Here is a 24,442-nt window from a genome sequence, read left to right on the forward strand (position 1 = left end):
GGAGCTGCTGGATGCGCTCAGGGGGAACGAAACTGCCGCGCACCAGTTCCTTCATCATGCACTCGGCTATCCACTGTGCATCTTTCACGTCGCTCTTGTGACCGGGAAGCTGCTTGATGAAATAGGGATTGATAAGTTTCAGCTTGAAATGCGGTTCCAGTATGCGCCATACAGGAATCCAATAGACACTTGTGCTTTCCATACCAACCTCCTGCACGTGATACGTGAGCATCAAATCACGCATTTCCTCAAGCTGATTTGTTAAAACACCATACTTTTTCTCAAAAATCTCACCCGTGCTGCTCATAATACAAAGAAATATGCTATCTTTGTGCACGTCAAGTCCGCATACTATTCTCATAAGCCTAACTTTAGAGGATTAAACAATAGGCCCCAAATATACAAAATTGTGACGAAAGAGCACGTATATAGGACAAGAATCTGTGGCGGACTTGACATTTTTTCTCTCAAACACTGCCCGATTCGGGGAAATGACATTAGGTTTTTTATCCCGACTGGCTTATAATTCGGGGGTTTTATGTAAATTTGCATCATGTTAAGGTTTAAATAATAGCATTATGACTTTATTCGATCAGATTAGCGAGGACATCAAGTCCGCAATGAAGGCTCGCGACAAGGTTCGTTTGGAGACGCTCCGCAACATTAAGAAAGTGTTCCTTGAGGCAAAGACTGCTCCTGGAGCCAACGACTCATTGGCTGATGCTGATGCATTGAAGATTATCTCAAAACTTGCCAAGCAGGGCAAGGAGACTGCGGCAACCTACACACAAGCAGGACGCCAGGATTTAGCTGATGCTGAGTTGGCACAGGTAGAAGTGTTGGAGAGTTATCTGCCGAAACAACTTTCCCAAGAGGAAATTGAGGCAGAGGTGAAGAAGATTATTGCTGAAGTGGGAGCCACAAGCATGAAGGAGATGGGAAAGGTAATGGGCACAGCCAGCAAGCAGTTGGCAGGAAAGGCGGATGGCCGAGTCATTTCTGAGATTGTAAAGAAACTCTTGGCATAAACTTTGATTCTATGTCTGGAATTAGTGGCACAATAATGGCACAGAGCACTGTAACTCGTTGGTGCTCAGCACGTGCTTTAAACTTCAATGAGGACGAGTATTAAACACTGCTGGCACTCCCTGTCAGTTTAAACTGTTACATAGCGGTATGTGAATCTTGAGAAGGTTCCCATACCGCTGTTTTTCTCGCGCGCACGCACACGCGATGTCGCAAAGATTCGGCCACTCGACCACCATTGCTTATAAGCAGTTATATCACAATGCTTTATATGGGTGGTCGAATATTTCTTGCTTACGTTTTCGACCACTCTTCGACCACATTGCCACCACTGTTGCACACATGAAACAGTCCAAGTACGATAGTTGCTGTCTCTTCAAGTGCAGTCATTGGCGTTTGCCAGCACATTGTCCCATGTAGGAACAATAGTTTATATCTTGCATTTTCTTGTCGTGAGGTCAATACGCCAATACGTTCCAGAGGTCGCGTATGCGTGCTTCTGGATCCCATTTCTCTTTGAAAGTCCATAGTGCAGTGACTGCATGGAAAAGTGGTTTCTCTTCCGATTCCTCCAGATTATCGTTAAGCCATCCGCTGTTTCCTCCTTCGCGCGAGCAGTTATAATAGTATGTGCGTAGTCCCCAAGGACACGGATCGAGCACCTTGTCGCTGTAAGCATAGCAGATGTTGGTGTCGAGAATCTGTTTCGACAGTCTGCAGTTGAGCAGGAAAAACTGTGAATCGTGGTGGTATCTACCGAGTATGGTAGGCGATTTAGCATCGAAATACGAGTCTTTGATAACCAGTTTCTGGTCTTTCGAACCTCGTCCGTCGTGCCAGATGATGGCGCGGCTATCGCCCAAAAAGCGGCAACGGGTGGCGTAGCACCATCCTCTGGGGCATAGGAAATCCACACCGGGACATCTCAGATACAGGTCAGCGTGGTAGTACATGCCGTCAGTCTTTGCCCACAAAGCCAGTGCATCATTACCGTCCGCCCATACATTAGAGTTGATAACGATGGTTCTGGTGGCTCTTCCGAAGATAGCCATTTGGTGTGTAGTGGTGTTTTCTATTGTTGTTCCGTAGTTGTTATATACCGTCAGTCCGCTTATCACGCAGTCGTCAGCTCCCTCTTGAAGTACTATCACACCGTTGCCAGTAGGCTTTCCGTGATATTCCGGCATTTTATTGGTTTTAGCAGTTTCAGCCAAAACGATGATTGTGCTGTCGCGGTCTTCACCTACCAGTACGATGTTGGGTCGGTCGATCACCACCTTTTGGTGGTAAGTACCCTTGCGAATCAGAATCTTATAGGGTTTGGTAGGTTGCTGTGGCGCCTTCTCAATAGCCAGTTGAATGCTGTCTCCGGGATTGACAATGGCATCAAAATCTGCCATGTTCGCCTTTGGCTTTCTAAACCACTGTAGTAGTCCCGTCTCGTTTCCACCTTTGGTTTGCAGACTGATAGCCACCTTATGTTTGGGATCGTAGCGTTCTGCCCATTTGTTGTAATCTTCATAGAGTGACGAAGGACCTTCGGTGTACCATGCATAACCATTGCGTCGTTCGCTACCAATCTGGTAGAGATGTCTTCTGGGCACACCATCTCTGTCGCAAACAAACGGTTCACCATATTCCAAATCATAGAAGCGAGCCCATATAGGATGTGCATTCTTGTCAGCCACCAGTTGTGTGTCGCGGTAGGGCGATCCCCATTTTCCGATGTGCGCAACCCTCATTCCCGTCAGTTTGTGGTCGTCAAACCATTTCATAGCGCCGTGGATAGCCGTCTTGACCTCGTCACTTGGATGATCCAGGCTCATCAGCAGACGCACCAGTCCGGCACTCTCCGAACTGCAGAACGAAGCCAACTCGAAGGCTCTTGCTTTTGCAGGCTCCAGCGTTTCCCTATCGTGTTGCTGACACCACACCGTAGGTTTACCGTCGCGTCTTATTTGTGTAGCGAGAATACAATCGATACCTTTATCGAAAGCCACTTTCATTTTCTTGCGCATCTCCTTTGTGATGAGTTTTCCTTGATAGGGCTCCTGCTGTTCCACCATGTCTTTCAGCATCAACATGGTGTGTTCCATGGCATGGTCGTTATAGGTGATATGAATCTGATAGTCGCGCATTACAGGCCAAAACTGCGGCCATCCGCCGTTGGGATACTGCCCGCTGAGCAGATAATTCACCCCTTTGCAGAACGCATCTTTATATCGTTCATCCTTCGTTTGTTGGTAGAGTCGTGCCAAGAAAATCATTTGTGTGGTCGTGGCATCATTGTCGGTAGTAGAGTCGTTGCGTCTTGATTTCTCCGCCATCACCTGTTCGCGTTCCTTGTCTGTCATGCGTTTCACCATGTCAATGTTCTTAGGCCATCCGCCTGTCACACGTTGGTAGAGTAGGAGTTGGTCGCCTATACGTCGTGCCTCCTCAGTGCGGAAGAACTGCGGATCAGTTTCCCTCAATACCTGTTTGTAGCCTTTTTGTGCTGTTGCTGCCATGACAAAAGCAAAACACAGTAGGATCATCATCTCGATGCGCTTATTGCGCAGATTGATTTTAGTAGTAGTTGTTATTCCCATACAATTTAGTAGTTTGTTTTTCTAATATAGTAATTGTGCCTACAAAGGTAGTGCAAACCTCTGAAATACAAAAGAAAAACACTTTTTTCTTTTGTATTTCAGAGGTGCCGCCTACCTGTGTCCTCATGTTCTCTTACGATTTTCTGTATCGTTACACAATATATCGTTAGAAAAGTCGTTATATTCTATGTGAAACGTTTACCGCTGATATGGATATTCTTGTTGGCATCACTGCGAGTGTTGGCACAGCAGGATGTGTCTTTTGCACATTATTGGGCAATGGAACCATCATTCAATCCTGCCGCCGTTGGCAAGGAGTCCAAGATCAATATAACGGGAGCCTATCAGTTGAGCATGGCAGGCTATGAACAGCATCCGCGTACGATGAATCTGGCAGCCGACATGCCTTTCCGACTGCTCAATATGACCCATGGCGTGGGCATACAGTTGTTGAACGATGAGATAGGACTCTTCACCCATAAGCGCATGGCGTTGCAGTATGCGTTGCAGTGCCGCTTGTTTGGAGGTCATCTGCGCTTCGGTTTGCAGGCAGGAGTATTGAGCGAGGGTTTCAAAGGCTCCGAACTTGATGCAGAAAACAGTAGCGATCCCGCGCTACCCACCGCCGATGTCAATGGTACAGCCTTCGATTTCAGTGGCGGACTCTATTATCTTCACCGCAACTGGTATGTCGGTGTCTCTGTTTTACACGCCACAGCCCCAGCGGTAGAGATGGGTAATCGCAGCTTGTTACAGGTCGATCGCATCTATTATCTTACTGCAGGCTACACTTTCCGATTGCGCAATCCCCATCTGGCGATATTGCCCAGCGTGCTTGCCTATACCGATGGCACCTCGCAGCGAGCTGATTTCACCGCCCGTTTGCGTTATACCAACGATGAAAAGATGCTCTATGGGGGAGTGGGCTATAGTCCCACCAACTCGGTAACAGCCATGATTGGCGGAAATTTCCACGGCGTACACATTGGTTACAGCTATGAGATGTACACCACAGGAACAGGCGTTGGCAATGGCAGCCACGAACTCTTCGTGGGCTATCAAACCAATATTGACATCGGACCGCGCCGCCGCAACCGCCATCAGAGTGTGCGCATCCTGTAACAGACAATAGACATATAACAACAGACCATAATAGACAAAAAACGATATGAATACACTACGACACATACCACACGTCAGACACACCATCCGCTGGTATCATCCCGCGTTGCTTCTACTCTTCGCAATGCTCGCTGCCAGTTGTCTTGGATCCAAAATCAGTTCGTCTCAAGGTGGCGAAGTGACTGGCCATAGTGGTCGCACCTTTGCCGAACCGACCCCTTACGGCATGACCCTTGTGAAGCGAGGCCATGTCAAAATGGGTATTGAGCAACAAGATTCGCTATGGGGCAGACGCACACCAGTGCGCGACATCTCGGTGGAGAGTTTCTGGATGGACGAGCGCGAGGTGACCAATTCCATGTATCGCCAGTTTGTCAGCTACGTCCGCGACTCTATTATCCGCGAGCGTTTAGCCGATCCAAACTATGGTGGCGATGAGACCTATAAGATAGAAGAAGACCGTTACGGCAATCCCGTCACTCCCCATCTCAATTGGAAAAAACCGTTGCCACGGCGTCCTAACGAGGACGAACAGCGTGCTTTCGAAAGCCTATATACCACCAATCCAGTGACGGGTGAGAAACTTATCGATTGGCGCCAACTCAATTATCGGTATGAAATATACGACTATGCCGAGGCAGCCAAGCGCAAATACCGCACCAATCCGCAAGAACGCGTGTTGAATACCGATTATCGTCCCAATCCCAATGAGCGCATCTGGATATCCAAAGATACGGCATATATCGACGATGAAGGTCGCATCGTGCGAGAAACCATCAACCGCGAATACACCGGTCCGTGGGATTTCCTCAATACCTATATTGTCAATGTCTATCCCGACACCACCTGTTGGGTCAACGATTTTCCCAATGCCGCCAATGAGAACTATATGCGGTTCTACTATTCGAGTGCCGCCTATAATGACTATCCTGTAGTTGGTGTCACTTGGGAACAGGCCAATGCCTTCTGTGCCTGGCGCACTGCCCATCTGTTGCGTGGTCTTGGCGAGGCAGCACGCTATGTGCAGCGCTATCGTCTGCCTACCGAAGCCGAGTGGGAATATGCAGCACGTGGTAAAAACCAGAATGAATTTCCATGGGACAATAAGGAAATGGCATCCGGTAACGGGTGCTATTATGCCAACTTCAAGCCCGACAACGGTAATTACACCAAAGACGGTAACCTCATTACCAGTCGCACAGGCATCTATAATGCCAATTCCAACGGACTTTACGATATGGCAGGCAACGTAGCCGAATGGACCAGCACCATCTATACCGAGGCAGGTGTTGAACAAATGAACGATATCAACCCCGACCTTCGCTACAATGCAGCACCCGAAGATCCCTACCGCATGAAGAAAAAGACCGTGAAAGGTGGATCTTGGAAAGACCCCGAATCGATGGTCCGTTCCGCCTGGCGCACCTTTGAGTATCAGAATCAGCCACGCAGTTACATCGGTTTCCGCTGTGTGCGCAGTATGGCTAATACCAATAGCGGTAAAGTGAAAAACAAAAAATAAGCATATTCACCCTCAAAAACGAAACACCATGACAGAATATAGCAAGTTGAATATCATCTATAAACTACAGAAATGGATGGACAGCGTAGCCGGTCAAACCTTTCTGAACTATGCCTACAGTTGGGGTGCAGCCATAGTCATTTTAGGCACACTCTTTAAGTTGACCTACCTTCCCTATGCCAATATCTTTCTCTATTTAGGTATGGGAACCGAGGTCTTCGTATTTTTCCTGTCGGCTTTCGACCGTCCGTTCGACAAGACAGCCGATGGCATGGAACTGAAAACTCATAGCGATATGGCGGTTAACGAACCATCTTCTGTCTCCGCAACCACTGTGCCTTCATTGTCTGGCACCGCTTCGTCTTCTCCGTCTGGCGTCGCTTCGTCTTCCCCGTCGGGTAGCGTTTCTTCGTCTGGATTTATCTCTGTTTCGGGTGATATCAACATTCCACAATGGCATGCGCCACAGATTCCAGAAGGTCTCGACGAGCAGATAGCCGGTTATACCGCCGAGTTGGAGAATCTCAACCGCACGTTGACCAGCATCAGCCGCGTCTATGAAATGCAGCTCAAGAGTGCCAGTACGCAGATCGGAACAATAGACAGTATCAACGAACAGACGCGCCACATGGCCACTCAGATAGCCGAACTCAACCGCATCTATGCCCGCATGATCGAGGCCATGTCCGTTCAAAACAAGATGCAATAGCCCATTCAAATCCCAATAATTCCGTATTATGGCAATCAAGAAACGTCCATTATCGCCCCGTCAGAAGATGATCAATCTGATGTATGTCATCCTCATGGCGATGCTGGCGCTTAATGTATCGACCGAAGTGCTTGAAGGTTTTTCGGTAGTAGAAGATAGTTTGCGCCGCACAGCGCAGACCGCTACCGATGAAAACCGCACACTTTATGCCGATTTTGAAGCACAGATGAAGCGCAATCCGCAGAAGGTTCGCCAGTGGTTTGAGTGTGCACAGCAGGTACGCCAAATGAGTGATTCGCTCTATCTGTTGGCTGATGAGTTGAAACAAGCCATTGTCTGCGAGGCCGATGGCCCCGACGGCGATGTGCTAAACATCCGCAAGAAGGAAGACCTCGACGCAGCTTCAACGGTGATGCTCACTGTGGGTAGGGGTCGTGGCGAAGCCCTTCGCCAGGCGATAGTGCGCTATCGCGAGTATATACTGACGCTTCTTCCCGACAGTGCCCAGCAGCGCATGGTGGCTCAAAGCCTATCCACCGAACCCTCTGCCGAGGCTCGTGCCGTAGGTAAAAATTGGCAGGAATATATGTTCGACCACATGCCTGTGTCTGCTGCCGTCACTATGCTGACCAAATTGCAAAACGATGTGCGCCATGCCGAAGGTGAGGTTTTACACCGTCTGATGGCCAATGTCGATATGAAAGACCTACGTGTGAATAGCGTCAGTGCATTGGTCATTCCCGAATCACAAACTGTAGTGCGAGGCGAACGCTTTTCTGCCCGCATCGTGATGGCAGCAGTAGATACCACTCAGAATCCTCAGATTTTCATCGGCGGTCGTCCTGTTCAGTTGCCCGGTGGCCGTTATGAGGCACTCACCACCCGTGCTGGCGACTTCACCCTATCGGGTTTTATCCAGATGCCCAACGGTCGTGGCGATATGGTGCGCCGTGAGTTTAGTCAAAAATACACGGTGGTAGAACCCTCCGCCACCGTTTCCGCCTCGTTGATGAATGTGCTTTATGCCGGTTACAACAATCCGTTGAGCATCTCCGTGCCGGGTGTTCCCGTCACCAAGATACAGGCATCGATGACAGGCGGCACCTTGCAGCCCGTCGGTCCGGGTCGCTATATTGCCCGGCCCACTACTCCAGGCAGTGAAGTGGCTATCACCGTCACCTCCACCAACAGTGGTCGTGCGCAACAGATGGGGCGCTTCGCCTTCCGTGTGCGTCGTTTGCCCGACCCCACACCTTATATTAATATAGCTGCCGAAGGTGGTGGCAGAAGTCGTTACCATGGTGGTGCGCTGTCGAAAGCCCAACTCGTAGGCACCGACGGTATAGGCGCAGCCATCGACGATGGTATTCTCGATGTGCCCTTCCGCGTACAGAGTTTTGAAACCGTCTTCTTCGACAATATGGGTAATGCCGTTCCTGTGGCAAGCCAAGGCGCACATTTCTCTGCTCGCCAGAAGGATGTGATACGCCGTTTGCAGCGCAACCGTCGCTTCTATGTATCGCGTGTGACCGCCGTAGGTCCCGATGGAATCGCCCGAAAATTAAACACTTCGATGGAAATTATCGTGAAATAATACATCAATAAACTACCTCCACGACTATGAAGAGAATCCTCCTGATAACCGCTCTCGCCACGGTGTTGACGATTACCGCCACCACTTCAGTGGCACAACCCAAGGCGCGTCGCCAGCAAACCACAGCCACTCCGCAGCAACAAGGCATCAGTCAACGCGCCCGTCTGATGTATCCCACATCGCTCGATATGCCTGAAGATGTGGTGTGGCGTCGTGACCTTTATCGCGAAATCCACCTCGACACCGATGCCAACTCCGGTCTGTATTACCCCGTGGAACCCATCGACCGCCAGTTGAACCTCTTTACCTATATCTTCAAATTGGCACTCAACGGTTATATTCCCATTTACGAATACCGATTAGATGGGCAGGAATCGTTCAGCGACTCCTCGCGTGTGGCTATCAAAACCGTGCTCGACGACCAGCAGATCTATTATGAAAAGAAAAACAATCGCTTGCATGTGGATAATAGCGACATTCCTTCTGCCGATGTCAAACTCTACTATCTGAAGGAAAGTGCCTACTACGACCAGACCAATGCACAGTTTCGTCGCAAGGTCATCGCCCTCTGTCCTGTCATTGTGCTCGACGATGAGTTTGGCGGAATGCCATCCAAGCGTCCTTTGTTCTGGGTGCGTTATGCCGATTTGGAACCCTTCCTCAACCGCCAGACGGTAACAGCATCGTCGGTGAACGATGCTGCCACCATGACGCTCGAAGACTATTTCACCCTCCATTGCTATCAGGGACCCATCTATAAGACCGGTCAGCGACAGGGAAAACGCATGCCGCAGTTTGGCGACACAGCCGATGCCGACCAGCAACAGCAGGCAGCTTTGCGTCAGGCGAAACAGATAGACGAGGAATTGGCAGCCTTCGAACGCCGTGTGTTTGGTCATACACCACAGCGCGACTCTATAGAAGCAGCCAACAAGAAAGCATTGGAACAGGGTGAAACAGTAAAAAGCAAGAAGTCAAAAACCGTAAGAAGTCGCCGCGTGCGCACGGTGAAAAGCAAGGCAGCACCCCGCAGTTCCTCCTCGTCGGCAGGTTCGCGCCAACCCCGTGTGACGGTACGTCGCCAGCGTCATTGACCCACATGATGCAGCAAAAATGATGAAAAACCGACAAAAATGTTGTCTTTCTCAGATATAATGCGTATCTTTGTTGCGCAATTCATAAATTAAAGTAGATATGAAAAAGTTGTTTACCTTGATTGCTCTCGCCTGCATGGCATGGGCAATGCCTGCACAGGCACAGGTTGATTTCGGTGTGAAAGCAGGTCTCAACCTTACCAATTTTTCGATTAACGACAGTAAAGTTCTTGCCGCAGAAAACAAGACTGGCTTCTTTGCCGGTGTTACAGCCAAGGTAACCCTGCCGGTTGTAGGTCTCGGCGTTGATGGATCTGTGCTCTACGACCAGCGTGAAGCTAAGTTGAAAGGACCGGGCACAACCCTGAAACAGCAGTCAATCCAGATTCCTGTCAACCTGCGTTATGGCGTTGGACTTGGTGATATTGCCAATATCTTCGCTTATGCCGGACCTCAGTTTGGTTTCAACATCGGTGGAAAGAACGATTCATTCGATGAAAGACTTGATAACGTCAACAACTGGCGCTTTAAGGACAGCAACCTCAGTGGTAATGTCGGCGTAGGTGTTACCCTGTTGAAACACTTGCAAGCCTCAGTCAACTATAACTTTGCCATCGGTAAAACCGGTGATTTTGATTCTGTTGGTGATGCCATCGACAGTATGGACAAGAAAACTGTCAAAGCCAAAGCCAATGCTTGGCAGGTATCGCTGGCATACTTCTTCTAAGCAAACTGCAACAACCAAAATAGTTTGGGCGGTCCTTCGAGACCGCCTTTTTCTGTTTCTCACCACATCCATGAACCACTCTACGAGACAGCTTCTTGTGGCCAGCCGACATCGTGGAAGAACTGTCCGAAACAACCACTCGCTTGCTCTGCCTCCAACATTTTTCTCTTTTCTATCTATCATTTCCGGTCGGGGAGTATATGCGTTTGCGTTTTTTTTCATTATCTTTGACCCAAGGTCTTAGGTAGGCTGCACCTCGGGAATGAAAAGAAAAACTCGTTTTCCTTTTGCATTTCGCTCGGTTTGCACTACCTTTGCAGAGATGATGACCTATGCTGATATCATTCTGCCCGTGCCTTTGCACGCCACATTCACCTACTCCGTGCCCGAAGGCATGTGTGTAGGCGAGGGAATGCGTGTGCTCGTTTCGTTCGGTCGCAATAAGAAATATGTGGGCATAGTCGATCGTTTACATCACGACAAGCCCGAACACTATGAGGTGAAACCGTTGCTTCAGGTGATGGATCCTATCCCCATCGTCAATCCGTCGCAGTTGAAGCTGTGGCACTGGATAGCCGATTACTATCTGTCGCCCATCGGCGATGTGTATAAGGCAGCCATGCCTGCCGGCTTGAAAGCCGAGGAAGGCTATAAACCCAAGACCGAAACCTATATTCGACTTACGCCAGCCTACCGCAACGAGGCTTCTATCCATGTGGCCATCAATATGCTGACGCGTGCACAGAAGCAGTTGGAGGCCTTCAATACCTATCTATTTCTCTCCCATTGGGATGAGGTAGCCCAGTCAACGCCTATTGCCGAGGTGACGCGCGAAGAACTTATGAACAGCAGTCATGCCACTTCAGCCATCATCAGCCAGTTGGAAAAACGAGGCATGCTTGAGACCTACGAGGTGGAAGTGGGGCGCTTAAACCATGGCGGTGACTATCATCCCGAACTCATCCCGCCGCTATCCGAAGCGCAGACCACTGCCTACAACAGTCTTTTGATGCAGATGATGGGCCATCCCGTCACGTTGCTACATGGTGTGACAGGTAGTGGCAAGACCGAAATCTATATTCACCTCATCCGCCGAGCCCTCGAACACAAGCAACAGGTGTTATATCTCTTGCCTGAAATAGCATTGACGGTGCAGATGATGCAACGCCTGCAACGCGTGTTTGGCGACCGCCTGGGCATCTACCACTCCAAATATTCGGATGCTGAGCGCGTGGAAATCTGGCAGAAGCAACTCTCATCACATCCCTACGACATCATTCTCGGTGCTCGCTCGGCAGTGCTCTTACCTTTTCAGGAACTGGGTTTGGTCATTGTCGATGAGGAACATGAAAACTCTTACAAGCAGCAAGACCCTGCTCCCCGATACCATGCGCGATCGGCAGCCATCGTCTTGGCACACATGACCGGTGCCAAAACCGTGTTGGGCACCGCCACTCCATCCATGGAAACCTACTACAATACGCAGACCGGCAAGTATGGGCTTGTTTCGCTGACTCAACGTTTTCAGGGCATGCAACTGCCGCGTATCGAAGTGGTCGATGTGGCACGGCTGCAACATCGCAAGGAGATGAAAGGGCCGTTCTCGCCACTTTTGCTCACCAGCATGCGTGAAGCGCTGCAACAAGGAGAGCAGGTCATACTCTTTCAAAATCGCCGTGGCTTCGCGCCGATGGTGGAGTGTCATCAGTGCGGATGGGTGCCGAGGTGTCAGCATTGTGATGTTTCGCTCACGTTGCACCGCCAAATCAACCAGCTGACCTGTCACTATTGTGGCTATACGTATCAGATACCTGATAGATGTCCGTGTTGCGAGTCGAAAGATCTGCGTTCGCGTGGTTTCGGAACCGAGAAGATAGAAGAGCAGATACGCGACCTTTTCCCCGAAGCACGCATTGCACGCATGGATCTTGATACCACCCGAACGCGCAATGCCTACGAGCGTATCATCAGCGATTTCGGTGCCGGGCGCACCAACATCCTTATCGGTACGCAGATGGTGACCAAGGGACTCGACTTCGACAAGGTGAGCGTGGTGGGCATATTAAATGCCGATTCCATGCTCAACTATCCCGATTTCCGTGCTTACGAACAAGCCTTTATGATGATGTCGCAAGTGGCAGGACGTGCAGGCAGAAAAGGTCATCAGGGGCTGGTCATACTACAAACGAAGAATACCGAAGTGCCTGTCATCGGACAAGTGGTGGCACATAACTACACAGCGCTCTACCATGACCTTGTGGAAGAGCGCCAGCTCTTCCGCTATCCGCCGTTCACTCATCTGGTCTATGTATTTCTGAAGCATCGCTACGATGCCACGGTAGAGACTGCCGCTATAGAGATGGGGTCGCGGTTGCGTCAGTTGTTTGGCGCCAGAGTGCTTGGTCCCGATAAACCCGCAGTGGCAAAAGTGAAGTCGCAGAATATCCGCAAACTCGTTTTGAAACTCGAACTGGGTATTGATCTGCCTCGTGTGCGCCAATGTTTGTTGCAGGTGCAACAGCAAATGATGGGCGACAAGCGCTATTCATCGCTTGTCATCTACTACGATGTCGATCCGCAATAGGATGTAAAGATCGTTGTTGCACTTTCCAAACCATGATTTCAACCGTCAGAAACCTATGGCAATGCCGTCCTCAAATTTGGTTTATGCCACGCAAAAACCATTCATTTTGCAATGCTTTCGATGTTACAGTAATTCCCTGATAATAAGCTGTTTGAAGCCTGTGTAACTTACATAGCTCTGCAAATTCATTGAGTTTGCAGACCAAATTCATTGAGTTTGCTCAGCAATTTCATTGAATTTGCTGACCAATTTCAATTGAATTGCTGAGGAAAACAAATTGAATTGCTGAGGAAAACAAATTGATTTGCTGAGGAAAACAAATTGATTTGCTGAGGGAAGTATGTTGGGTAGGGATGTGATGTAACGAAAAAAACAAAGCCGTGGAGAAGATTCTCCGCGGCTTTGTTGCGTAAGTATGACAGTCGCGAACGACTTGCTTGTTATGAATGGTATTAGAAATCGATGTCGAGACCCAGCGCAAACACATTGTTGTTGCGGGTGAAATCGCTGCTGTAGCTGAGGCTCTTGTCAGCGGTGAGCTGCACTTTCTCCTCCACCTTCTTATGCTGATAGAAGGTGTGGAAGTAAGCCACGTTGAGATGCATCTTGTCGGTGAGGTGGACCACAGCACCGCCAGCTACTGAGTTGGAACTAACTACGAATGAACGGTCCTCCATATACTCGTCGGAAATGCCGTAGTTGGTGTTCTGCCATCCAGCACTTACGGTGAGTTTCTTGCATACATCATATTCTGCACCGGCATTCCATTCGAGTGTTCCGCGCTTCAACAGTTTCTGACGGTCGTTGTATGAAGTGGCGTGTTTATCGTCAAACCAGTGGAAACCTACGTTGATGCGGAGTGCATCGATGGGTTTGTAGCCAGCACCGATAGTCAGATAGGCAGGAATATCACCGGCAATTTTCTTGCCATCCTCATATTCTCCGATGGCTGCATCCAGTTTCTGGTCGAACTGTGATTTAAGCTGACCCATGGCAGCGGTAACGTGTTCGTTGCCAAGGATAGCGTCAGCAGCAGCTTCGGGAACACCAGCCTGGATATAAGCAGTTCTCAGATTGTCTGCCAAGTTACCGATACTTGGGGCATAGTTGACTGCCTTGTTCTTCAAGCGCATACGAGTCTTGAACTCATACTTTGCAGCGAAGTTCCACTTGCCGGTTTTGTAATCCACAGCAAGGATAGGGGTGAAGCCCAGTCCGCTCTGGTCACAGCTCAGTTCGATATTGGCTGCGTTGGGCTTTGAAGGGTCGAGCACCTGGTAGAGTGGCATTGCGCCAACCTTGATGTCGCGCACATAGCCATAATAGTTACAGGTGGCATATACGCCGCGCACACCGGCAAAGGCGCTGAAGTTGTCGCTTACACGGTATGCAGCACCTACAGAGAGACCGAAGTAATACTGGCGACCGTGCATATAGCTGTCGTAGCTGTATTTGCCATCGGTTCCGAAAGCAGCGTCAGAACTGAAAAAACGGCTGGGAATGGGCAGACCCATGGCTTGTCCTACAGCAGCACCCACCTGGTCGATACCGCCTGCCAACTGGCAAGCACCCATGGCTGTCTCGGCTACAATCTTCTCGAACGAACCCAGTCCGTTGTCGAAAGTACATTTACCGCCGCCACCAGTCAGTGCAAAGTTGGCTTGCAACGACCAACGGTTCTTGTTGTAAGCATACTGAAATGATGGGATGACTGGAGCTAAAGCCTTACCTTTGAAAGTGCGTGGGGTAATGGCATTGTTCACATTATTAGTGAAAAGCATATAATCGTTCTCAATGTCACGGGTCTGATAAGCCAACTGCCAGTTGATGGCGAGGTGGTGTCCGTCGGCCATGAATGCCACGCCGGCAGGATTGTAATATACTCCGTCGATACCGATGGATGCCTCACGGCTCATCATTCGGTTAAAGGCAGCGTGCTGGTTGGTATTGGTCAGCAGACCTCCAGCATACGCACAAATAGTTGTCATCATGAAAACAACACAGGTAATAAAACTCTTTTTCATTCCTTTGAATTAAACAAAATTATCTTAAAATTGGCTGCAAAGGTAGTTGTATTGTTCTGATTTTCCGTAAATGTCACAAGGATATTAAGGTTTGTTAACTAAAATTTGTACTAAACATGCACAAAAAGGCGCGTTTGTGCAGTATTTTCTTGCACAAACACGCCCTTTGGTGTGCAATATTTCGGGTGCGTTTATTCCTTTTTCGCCTCTTTCTTTTCCGTAGGATAGTTGATACGGGTGTGATATACCGTCTTTAGCTTTTCGATGAGTATGGTTTTAGCATACTGTATATCTCTGAAGGTGATAGGACATTCGCGGAAGTATCCTTCGCTCATTTGCGAGTCGATAATGCGGTTCACCAAGTCGCGAATGTTTTGTTCGGTATAGTCGGAGAGCGACCGTGAAGCCGCCTCTACCGAGTCAGCCATCATCAATATGGCTTGTTCGCGAGTGAAGGGATTGGGACCGGGATAGGTGAAGAGCAGGTCGTCAACATCCTCGTTGGGGTGTTCGTTCTTGTATCTGATGTAGAAGAACTTGGCTTTTCCCTGTCCGTGGTGGGTCGATATGAAGTCGCGAATGGGTTTAGGCAGGTTGTAGCGGTCTGCCATTTTCTGTCCTTCGGTTACGTGGCTGATGATAATCTGTGCGCTCTTGATGTCGTCAATCATGTCGTGGGGATCCACACCCGTCTGGTTTTCGGTAAAATAGATAGGGTTCGACAACTTACCTATGTCATGATATAGCGCGCCCGTGCGCACGAGTGTGGCGTTGGCGCCTATCTTGTTGGCAATCTCTCCAGCAAGGTTTGCCACTTGGATAGAGTGGTTGAAGGTGCCGGGAGCTATCTCACTCATGCGGCGCAAGAGGTCGTTGTTGGAATTGGAGAGTTCGATCAGGGTGATGTCGCTGGTGAATCCGAAGAGTTTCTCTACCAGATAGAGTAGCGGATAAGCGAAGAGCAGGGTCACACCGTTTACCATCAGATAGTTGTACGAACTATAGTCTATCTGTGTCAGCGAACTGTTGCGCATCCAGTCGAATGCCAGATTGGTAATCATGGCGGCAGCGGTGGCAATGATGGCTGTCTTGAAAAGCTGGGAACGCTGTGTCATTTCGCGAAGCGAACAGATGGCAGTAAGACCGGCAACCGACTCTACCACGATAAATTCGAAGGGGTGGGCGAGCATGATGGCACAGATGAGTACCATGGTTATGTGTGCCATAAATGCCGTTCGCGAGTCGAGGAACACACGGATAAAGATGGGCACCATGGCATACGGCAACAGATAGACGTGGATGAACGTGTTGCGTACAAAGATTGCTGTGAGCAGACAGAACACCACCGTCAATACGTAGAGCATGGCTATGCTACGCGGTTTCTCCAGATAGTCGCGCCGGAAAAGAAAGATATAGACCGTAAAGGTGATCATGAAGATAGCCACATACATGATCTGTCCGAGCAGTACCAACTGGTTTTGCGTGCTGTCTTGCTGCAACCGCTCGTTTTCTTTCATATACGATTCAATGATGCGGTAGGTCTTGTCGGTCACGATTTCGCCTCGGCCAATCACCTTCTGTCCCTTCTGCACCACACCGCTTGCCAGTGCAATGCTGGAGAGAATGTCGCTCTTGCTTGCTTCGCTGCGCTCGCGGTCAAAGTAAAGATTGTTGGTGATATAGTCGTTGAGGTCGCATTTCTGTAGGATGGGGCGCTGCAGGGCAAGGGGTTCTTCGCGGAAAAGCTGCTCATAGGCGGTCTTGGTGGAATAGACGCTTGCCACAGGAATACTTCCTGCCACCTTGCCGCTTACCACGCGAATCATGGCGGCAGTATCTGCGCGCAGTTCTGAATAATCGGCTGAAGGCATGATGCCCTGCTGGTATAGCTCGTGAAGGCACTTCACTATCATGTTGACATACTCAGGACCAAGGCCTGGAATACCGTCGGCAAAATCGGTGCGGAACTTGCGTATCATGCGACTCTCCGTCTCCTTGTCGTATTTGTAGTAGGGCTCATAGTCCTTCATCAAGCTGTCTTTCTCGGCATTGATGGCGGCTTCCGACTTATAAACGGGGAAATCGAAGGGGGCGGTGAAGTCGGCATATTTCCATGGTTTGCCCTGTTCGGCAAAGAAATAGTTGCGGCTGTCGCGGGGAATGGCCCACACAATCAACAGCACGGAAACGGTGATGAGTGCTGCGCAAATCATTAAGCTGCGCCAATAGTTATTTTCTTTCACGGGCAGAATAATTTTCGTTATTGATAATGAAGCTGTCTTCCGACTTTTTGGCAAAGTTACGATAAAAAACGGAAAGTATGTGGTTTTCAAGCAAAAAAACATGAATATATGAAAAAAAATGTGTACTTTTGCAAAGTATTAATCCGTTTCTAAGATTATTTGTAAGATGACAGAAAGAAAAGTAAGGGTGCGTTTTGCTCCGAGTCCTACTGGCGCGCTTCATATCGGAGGTGTGCGAACTGCATTGTATAATTATCTTTTTGCCCGTCAGCATGGCGGACAATTGGTGTTTCGTATAGAGGATACCGATTCCAACCGCTTCGTGCCTGGTGCCGAAGAGTATATCATAGAATCGTTTAAGTGGCTGGGTATCCAGTTTGACGAGGGTGTTTCCTTCGGTGGCGATAAGGGACCTTACCGTCAGAGCGAGCGTCGCGATATCTACAAGAAATATGTGAAGCAACTGCTCGATGGAGGCAGTGCCTATATTGCCTTCGATACTCCACAGGAGTTGGAAGCCAAGCGTGCAGAGATACAAAACTTCCAGTACGATTGCCACACCCGTCAGCAGATGCGCAACTCGCTGACCATGTCTGCCGAAGAAGTGCAGGCACTGATTGCTGAAGGCAAGCAGTATGTTGTGCGTTTCAAGGTGGAACCCGGTCAGGAGATATTGGTCAACGATATGATTCGTGGCGAAGTACACGTCAAGAGCGATATCGTAGATGATAAAGTGCTCTATAAGAGTGCCGACGAACTGCCCACTTATCACCTCGCCAACATAGTGGATGACCATCTGATGGAAATCTCTCACGTGATTCGTGGTGAGGAATGGTTGCCCAGTGCACCGCTCCACGTCATGCTCTATCGCGCCTTTGGATGGGAAGATACTATGCCACGTTTTGCCCATCTGCCGTTGTTGCTCAAACCAGACGGTAAGGGTAAGCTCTCTAAGCGCGATGGCGACCGCCTCGGTTTCCCTGTGTTCCCCCTCGAATGGCATGATCCTAAGACTGGCGAAGTATCATCGGGATACCGCGAGAGTGGCTATTTTCCAGAGGCTGTTATCAATTTCTTGGCACTGTTGGGATGGAATCCCGGTACCGAACAGGAGATGTTCACACTCGACGAACTCGTCAAGCTGTTTGATATCACTAAGTGTTCGAAGGCTGGCGCACGCTTCGCTTACGAGAAAGGAATATGGTTCAACCACGAATATATCCTTAAGAAGAGCAACGAAGAAATTGCCTCACTCTTCGAACCCATCTGTCGTGAACATGGAGTCAACGATTCATCGGAGCGCATTCTGCAGGTGGTGACGATGATGAAAGACCGCGTCTCGTTTGTTAAGGAACTGTGGCCCCTCTGCTCGTTCTTCTTCGAAGCACCCACAGCCTATGATGAGAAAACAGCTAAGAAACGTTGGAAAGCCGATTCGGCACAGCAGCTTACCGAACTGATTGATGTGCTGGAGGGTATCGACGACTTCTCATTGGAGAATCAGGAAAAGATTGTACACGAGTGGATAGAGCAAAAAGAATATAAACTCGGCAATATCATGAATGCCTGGCGACTCACTCTCGTCGGCGAAGGCAAGGGTCCTGGTATGTTCGACATATCGGCATTCCTCGGCAAGGAAGAGACCATTGCCCGTATGAAAAAGGCAATTGAAGTGTTGGGCTAATCACTTGGCGCGCTATTTATGTATAATATCGTCATTTATATCTATCTCATTGGTGTGGTCATAGCCTCGCTTTTCAGTAAAAAGGTGAGGAATATGTGGCGTGGAGAACGTCAGGCCATTGGCATCATCAAGGAGAAAATGGATCCTAATGCGCAGTATGTATGGTTTCATGCTGCGTCGCTGGGTGAGTTTGAACAGGGGCGTCCGCTCATGGAACAGCTGAAGCGTGAACATCCGGAATATAAGATTCTGCTGACGTTCTTCTCGCCTTCGGGCTATGAGGTGCGCAAAAACTATGAAGGCGCAGATATCATTACCTATCTGCCCCTTGACACGATCATGAATGCACGCCGTTTCCTGCGTACCATACGTCCGGTCATGGCATTCTTCATCAAGTATGAGTTTTGGTACAACTACCTGCACATCCTCAAATACAGAAAGGTGCCGGTATATAGTGTGTCGAGTATCTTCAGACCGGAACAGGTGTTCTTCAAGTGGTATGGACGTAGCTACGGACGCGTACTGCACTGCTTTACCCACTTCTTCGTTCAGAACGAGATCAGCCGACAACTGTTGGCAAAGATTGGCATCAACGAGGTGACCGTGGTTGGCGATACCCGTTTTGACCGCGTGCTGCAAATCAAAGAGGCTGCCAAGCAGTTGCCTGTGGTGGAAGCATTTACTGACGGACACCGCACATTTGTGGCTGGTTCGAGCTGGCAACCCGATGAAGATATCTTCATCCCATGGTTTAATGCACATAAAGACTGGAAACTCATCATCGCTCCACACGTCATCGGGGAGGATCATCTGCAACAGATTCTATCGAAAATAGAAGGTAAGGCGGTGCGCTACACACAGGCTTCGGCTGAAGAGGTGCGCGATGCACAGGTGCTTATCATCGACTGTTTCGGTTTGCTCAGCAGCATCTATCACTACGGTGAAGTGGCGTATGTGGGTGGAGGATTCGGTGTGGGCATCCATAACCTGCCTGAGGCTGCGGTATGGGGAGTGCCCGTGATCTTCGGACCCAACAACCAGCGATTCCAGGAAGCACAGCAGCTCAAGGCGTGCGGCGGTGGACTGGAAATCAACGGTGCTGCCGATTTCCAGCGTATCATGGATCGCTTTGATGCCAACCCACAGCAGGTGGAGGCTGACGGAAAGAAGGCTGGCGACTATGTGAAAGGTAAGGCTGGCGCCACAGACAAGGTGCTGCACAGTGTAGGACTCTAATCATTGACTATCTTATGGCTTTAATCAAGACGATAAAAGGACTCGCACCCAAATGGGGACGCGACTGCTATTTTAGTGAAAATGCCACCATCGTGGGCGAAGTGACCATGGGCGACGAGTGTTCTATATGGTTTAATGCGGTGGTAAGGGGCGATGTGGCTCCTATTACCATCGGCGACCGCACCAATGTGCAAGATGGATCCTGTATTCATGTGACCCACGATACGGGTCCGACAGTGATCGGCAGCGATGTAACCATCGGTCATAACGTCACCGTACATGCCTGCACCATCCACGACGGAGCACTCATTGGCATGGGATCAACACTGCTCGACGGATGTGAAGTGGGCGAGGGAGCTATCGTGGCTGCCGGTGCATTGGTGCTCCAAAACACGAAGATAGGACCTCACGAGATATGGGGTGGAGTGCCTGCCAAATATCTTAAACCTACGCGTCCGGGACAGACAGATAATGCCAAGCACTATGTGGAATACTCCAAATGGTATAAGGAGGAAAATCCAGATTGCCATTTCGGCAAACAAACAGAATAATCATGAACATCGGAAAGACGCTACTGACGGTATTTGCCATGATGGTTGTCATGGCGAAAGTACAAGCCCAACCCGCTCCCTATGAATGGACTTCGCCAAGCAGCAATGCCTCGCAGTCGATGCCGTGTGGCGGAGGTGATGTGGGCATGAACGTCTGGGTGGAACAGGGTGATGTGCTCTTCTACCTCTCGCGCAGCGGCTGTTTCGATGAAAACAATAGTTTGCTGAAGCTCGGACGCTTCCGCATTCATCTCTCGCGACCATTCAATACTACTGCCTTCCGTCAACGGTTGGTGTTGCAGGAAGGCTATTGTGAAGTGACCGACGGTAGTCAGACCGTATTGATATGGGCGGATGTGGAGAAACCCGTGGTACATGTGGAGATGACCGACAAGCAGGGCAACTGTCAGGCAGAGGTATCGTATGAGTCGTGGAGAACCCATGACAGGCTGCTTGGCAAGCGTGGTCGTTTCCAAACTTCCTATAAATTTGCTGCTCCTAAAACGCTTGTCACAAGGCGCGACAGTATTCTGAAGGCTGCGGACAAGCTGATATTCTTCCATCATAACAGTGATGTGACCATCTTCGATGCTACGGTGAAGCAGCAGAAAATGGAGACGGTGAAACAACAGATGTATAATCCTTTGGCGAAACTGACCTTCGGTGGACAACTGACAGGCGACGGCTTTGTGTTTGACAGTCATTCTACAGGGCAATATGCCAGTACCGACTATGAGCGATGGACCTATCGCTCGACCAGAAAAGCATCGCGCCAAGCGGTTATGATTGCTATGGCTACGTGTCAGGGAACCATGGCGCAATGGATGCAACAACTGGCACAAACCACGAAAACCGTCAATCAGAAACGTGACAAGAAAGTCGCTCGGCAGTGGTGGCGGCAGTTCTGGCAACGCAGTTTCGTAGAGGGCAACGTTCCCGCTGTGCGCAACTATACCTTGTTCCGCTATATGTTAGGGTGCAACAGTCGTGGCGAATGGCCTACAAAATTCAACGGCGGGCTCTTTACTTTCGATCCGGAATATGTGGAAAAGGCTCCTGAATATCGCATCACACCCGACTACCGCAACTGGGGCGGTGGTGTGCATACGGCACAAAACCAACGGTTGGTGTATTGGCCGATGCTGAAAAACGGCGATTATGATGTGCTTAAACCACAACTCGACTTCTATCTTCGCATCTATCGCAATGCAGAATTGCGGTCGAAGGTGTATTGGAACCATGGCGGTGCGTGTCTCACAGAACAGGTGGAAAACTATGGTTTGCCTTGTTTGCCGGAGTATGGCACGAAGCGTCCCGATGACTTTGACCCTGGCATGGAGCGCAATGCGTGGTTGGAATACGAATGGGACACCTGCTTGGAGTTTTGCATGATGGCGTTGGAGGCGCATCGCTATTCGGGTATGGATATCTCCGACTATGTGCCGATGATACGATCATGTCTCCGCTTCTTCGATGAACACTATCAGTATCTGGCACGCAAACGCAGTGCAAAGACGCTCGATGGAAATGGAAAACTGGTGCTCTATCCCGGAAGTGGATGTGAGACTATCAAGGGTGCCTATAATTCTACTTCTACTATTGCGGCTTTGCGCACCGTGACCACAGCACTCATTGACTATCTGGGTGGCGACTCGCTGCTCGCTGACTTCTATCAGCGATTGCCGGAGATTACGGTTCGCGATGGAAAAATTGCTCCTGCCGTACATTATGAAAGGGTGCAGAATGTGGAAACACCACAACTCTATCCGGTATTTCCATGGCGCATCTATGGCGTAGGACGCCCTGATATCGACGTGGCGAAACGCACCTATCAGGAAGATTCATTGGCGCTGAAGTTCCGAACGCACATCGGTTGGAAACAGGATGTGATATGGGCAGCATGTCTCGGCATGAGAGATGAGGCAAAAGGACTATTGGAAAAGAAACTTGCCGACGGTCCGCATCGCTTTCCGGCATTTTGGGGACCTGGCTATGATTGGACTCCTGACCACAACTGGGGCGGTTCGGGCATGATTGGCATGCAGGAAATGCTGTTGCAGGAAGTTGGTGATAAACTCTATATCTTCCCGGCATGGCCTGAAGAGTGGGATGTTCACTTCCGACTACATGCTGCTCACGGCACCATTGTTGAGGCTGAAATGAAAGGTGGAAAGGTGGTTTCGGTCAAAGTGACACCTGTCGAAAGACAGAAAGATGTGGTGAATGTATTGCAGTAGCCGTTGCAAGGATTCATGCAGACACCAGTTTGTTGTCGTGTGGTCGAATGGTGGTCGAATGGTGGTCGAATGGTGGTCGTAAATCTGTACTGTATTTTTTGTGATTGATTGTAGGTCAATAAGATAGAAAAACAGGGTGGTCGATGGTCGAATATTTCGTGTGTCGCGTGCGCGTGCGCGATACATATATATAATGTGAACAAATACTTTTCTTGATTTAACCACTATGCTTCATGGTTTATGGAGCTTAGAAACTATGGTGTGTTCCGTTGATAAGCAACATTTCCTATATAACAAAGAAAAGGTCCTGACGGCATGGTCAGGACCTTTGAACAATAGTTCGTGTAAGTTATGAATTAGAGGTTGGGGTTCATTTCCTTCCATTCAGCAACGGGAGGAACGATGCCCAGTTCTACGATCTCGTCGCGCATCTTGCAAAGGTGCTCGTAAGACTTGGCGAGTGAAGCCATCTCCTCTTCTGTACCAGCAGGCTCAACAAAGTGAACACCAGTCTTGTCGATGGTAGAAGGCATAGCCATCATCACGTTCTTGAAACCACACTTGTCGCAGTTTACATAGCAACCAGCAGGCAGAGTGAACTTCTCACCACCCATAGCAGCCTCAATCATCTTCACAGCATTGTAGGCAGGGCTCTGGAATGAGCTACGACCACGGAGCTTGATGATGTTTGAACCACCCTGTACGGTGTGGTGCTTGATCTCTTCCCAACGCTCAGCTGAGAGGCCCATCTCTGAGAGAGGTTTGCCGTCAACCTTAACCTGAGAAGCGAATACTGCCATCTGCTCACCGTGACCACCATAGGTGTGAGCACCGGTAACCTTATCCTGCTGAACACCGAACTCCAGTGCGAGAGCCTGCTGCAGACGGGTTGAGTCAAGAGCAGCAAGTGAAGTCAGCTGGTTGGGTTTCAGACCTGAGTGGATAAGAGCAGTAAGAGCTGTTACGTCAGCGGGGTTGAAGATAACAACAACGTGCTCCACTTCGGGGCAGTACTTCTTGATGTTGTCACCAAACTCAGCAGCGATCTGGCAGTTACCTTTCAGCAGATCCTCGCGAGTCATACCGTCTTTACGGGGAGCACCACCTGAAGAGATGATGTATTTAGCACCTGTGAAAGCCTCTTCGGGATTAACAGTATAAGTAACGTTAGCACCTGCGAAAGCGCACTGCTGAATTTCGTCGAATACACCATGAACACCTGGCTCATAGATATCGTACAGACAGATGTTAGGAGTCAGACCGAGCATCAAAGCGCTCTGTACCATGTTTGAACCAATCATACCGCCGGCACCGACGATCAAAAGCTTGTCATTTGATAAATATTCCATAGTTGTTTTTTATTAATGATGTTTGTTCTTCTTTCGATGCAAAGTTAGCAAAAAAACTTATTATATGAAACACTTTAATTGCAATTTAATGTTATAAAAATTAAAATATCATACGTTTGTAAACTCCATGTGGCATAATGAGCCTGTTA

At 49.3% G+C, this 24,442-nt stretch carries 17 protein-coding genes; 12 read left to right on the forward strand and 5 right to left on the reverse strand.

Features of this window, described 5'->3' with window-relative positions:
* The coding region (locus tag CIK89_RS09375) for a transposase (RefSeq protein WP_144007394.1) at positions 1–361 on the reverse strand (361 nt) is incomplete at its 3' end.
* Between the two features lie 217 nt (positions 362–578).
* Between CIK89_RS09375 and CIK89_RS09380 the strand changes: the two genes are divergently transcribed.
* Positions 579–1,028, forward strand: coding sequence for a GatB/YqeY domain-containing protein (locus tag CIK89_RS09380; RefSeq protein WP_094391109.1), 450 nt, complete (start codon positions 579–581; stop codon positions 1,026–1,028).
* Positions 1,029–1,484: 456 nt separating this feature from the next.
* On the opposite strand, the gene pelA is transcribed toward CIK89_RS09380, so the two are convergent.
* The gene (pelA, locus tag CIK89_RS09385; RefSeq protein WP_094391294.1) at positions 1,485–3,587 is read right to left on the reverse strand and encodes a pectate lyase; all 2,103 of its coding nucleotides are present in this window, start codon (positions 3,585–3,587) and stop codon (positions 1,485–1,487) included.
* A 219-nt stretch (positions 3,588–3,806) separates the two neighbouring features.
* Between pelA and CIK89_RS09390 the strand changes: the two genes are divergently transcribed.
* The 7 genes from CIK89_RS09390 to priA all read left to right on the forward strand — a co-directional run bounded on the left by CIK89_RS09390 (position 3,807) and on the right by priA (position 12,969).
* On the forward strand, positions 3,807–4,739 hold the full coding sequence (locus CIK89_RS09390; RefSeq protein ID WP_254046663.1) for a type IX secretion system membrane protein PorP/SprF: 933 nt from the start codon (positions 3,807–3,809) through the stop codon (positions 4,737–4,739).
* Positions 4,740–4,863: 124 nt separating this feature from the next.
* Entirely contained in the window at positions 4,864–6,261 is a 1,398-nt protein-coding gene (locus tag CIK89_RS09395; protein ID WP_173815120.1) for an SUMF1/EgtB/PvdO family nonheme iron enzyme, read from the forward strand.
* A 28-nt stretch (positions 6,262–6,289) separates the two neighbouring features.
* Complete coding sequence (gene gldL, locus CIK89_RS09400; protein ID WP_094391111.1) at positions 6,290–6,970, forward strand: gliding motility protein GldL; 681 nt, start codon at positions 6,290–6,292, stop codon at positions 6,968–6,970.
* Positions 6,971–6,998: 28 nt separating this feature from the next.
* Complete coding sequence (gldM, locus tag CIK89_RS09405) at positions 6,999–8,564, forward strand: gliding motility protein GldM (protein WP_094391112.1); 1,566 nt, start codon at positions 6,999–7,001, stop codon at positions 8,562–8,564.
* Positions 8,565–8,590: 26 nt separating this feature from the next.
* Positions 8,591–9,658, forward strand: a complete 1,068-nt coding sequence (gene gldN, locus CIK89_RS09410; RefSeq protein ID WP_094391113.1) for a gliding motility protein GldN — start codon at positions 8,591–8,593, stop codon at positions 9,656–9,658.
* A gap of 100 nt (positions 9,659–9,758) precedes the next feature.
* Positions 9,759–10,385, forward strand: coding sequence for a porin family protein (locus CIK89_RS09415; protein ID WP_094391114.1), 627 nt, complete (start codon positions 9,759–9,761; stop codon positions 10,383–10,385).
* A gap of 325 nt (positions 10,386–10,710) precedes the next feature.
* Entirely contained in the window at positions 10,711–12,969 is a 2,259-nt protein-coding gene (priA, locus tag CIK89_RS09420; protein ID WP_094391296.1) for a primosomal protein N', read from the forward strand.
* A 452-nt stretch (positions 12,970–13,421) separates the two neighbouring features.
* Here priA and CIK89_RS09425 read toward each other — a convergent pair whose 3' ends face one another.
* Positions 13,422–14,993 carry an OmpP1/FadL family transporter gene (locus CIK89_RS09425; RefSeq protein WP_094391115.1) on the reverse strand — a complete coding sequence of 524 codons (1,572 nt, stop codon included), beginning with the start codon at positions 14,991–14,993 and terminating at the stop codon, positions 13,422–13,424.
* Between the two features lie 191 nt (positions 14,994–15,184).
* Positions 15,185–17,236: an HD family phosphohydrolase gene (locus CIK89_RS09430; protein ID WP_371592611.1), complete on the reverse strand. Its 2,052-nt coding sequence runs from the start codon at positions 17,234–17,236 to the stop codon at positions 15,185–15,187.
* A 166-nt stretch (positions 17,237–17,402) separates the two neighbouring features.
* Between CIK89_RS09430 and gltX the strand changes: the two genes are divergently transcribed.
* From gltX to CIK89_RS09450, 4 genes are read left to right on the forward strand one after another with little or no spacing between them, the layout of a single operon-like run.
* On the forward strand, positions 17,403–18,920 hold the full coding sequence (gltX, locus tag CIK89_RS09435; protein WP_094391117.1) for a glutamate--tRNA ligase: 1,518 nt from the start codon (positions 17,403–17,405) through the stop codon (positions 18,918–18,920).
* An 18-nt stretch (positions 18,921–18,938) separates the two neighbouring features.
* Positions 18,939–20,156: a 3-deoxy-D-manno-octulosonic acid transferase gene (locus tag CIK89_RS09440; protein WP_094391118.1), complete on the forward strand. Its 1,218-nt coding sequence runs from the start codon at positions 18,939–18,941 to the stop codon at positions 20,154–20,156.
* Positions 20,157–20,170: 14 nt separating this feature from the next.
* Positions 20,171–20,707, forward strand: a complete 537-nt coding sequence (locus tag CIK89_RS09445; RefSeq protein WP_094391119.1) for a gamma carbonic anhydrase family protein — start codon at positions 20,171–20,173, stop codon at positions 20,705–20,707.
* A gap of 2 nt (positions 20,708–20,709) precedes the next feature.
* On the forward strand, positions 20,710–22,944 hold the full coding sequence (locus CIK89_RS09450) for a DUF5703 domain-containing protein (RefSeq protein ID WP_371593402.1): 2,235 nt from the start codon (positions 20,710–20,712) through the stop codon (positions 22,942–22,944).
* Positions 22,945–23,300: 356 nt separating this feature from the next.
* Here CIK89_RS09450 and CIK89_RS09455 read toward each other — a convergent pair whose 3' ends face one another.
* Positions 23,301–24,293 (reverse strand): malate dehydrogenase, encoded by a 993-nt coding sequence (locus CIK89_RS09455; RefSeq protein ID WP_094391120.1) that lies wholly within the window; start codon positions 24,291–24,293, stop codon positions 23,301–23,303.
* Positions 24,294–24,442: the final 149 nt, after the last annotated feature.

It is taken from the genome of Prevotella sp. P4-119 (assembly GCF_002251345.1).
Taxonomy (GTDB): Bacteria; Bacteroidota; Bacteroidia; order Bacteroidales; family Bacteroidaceae; genus Prevotella.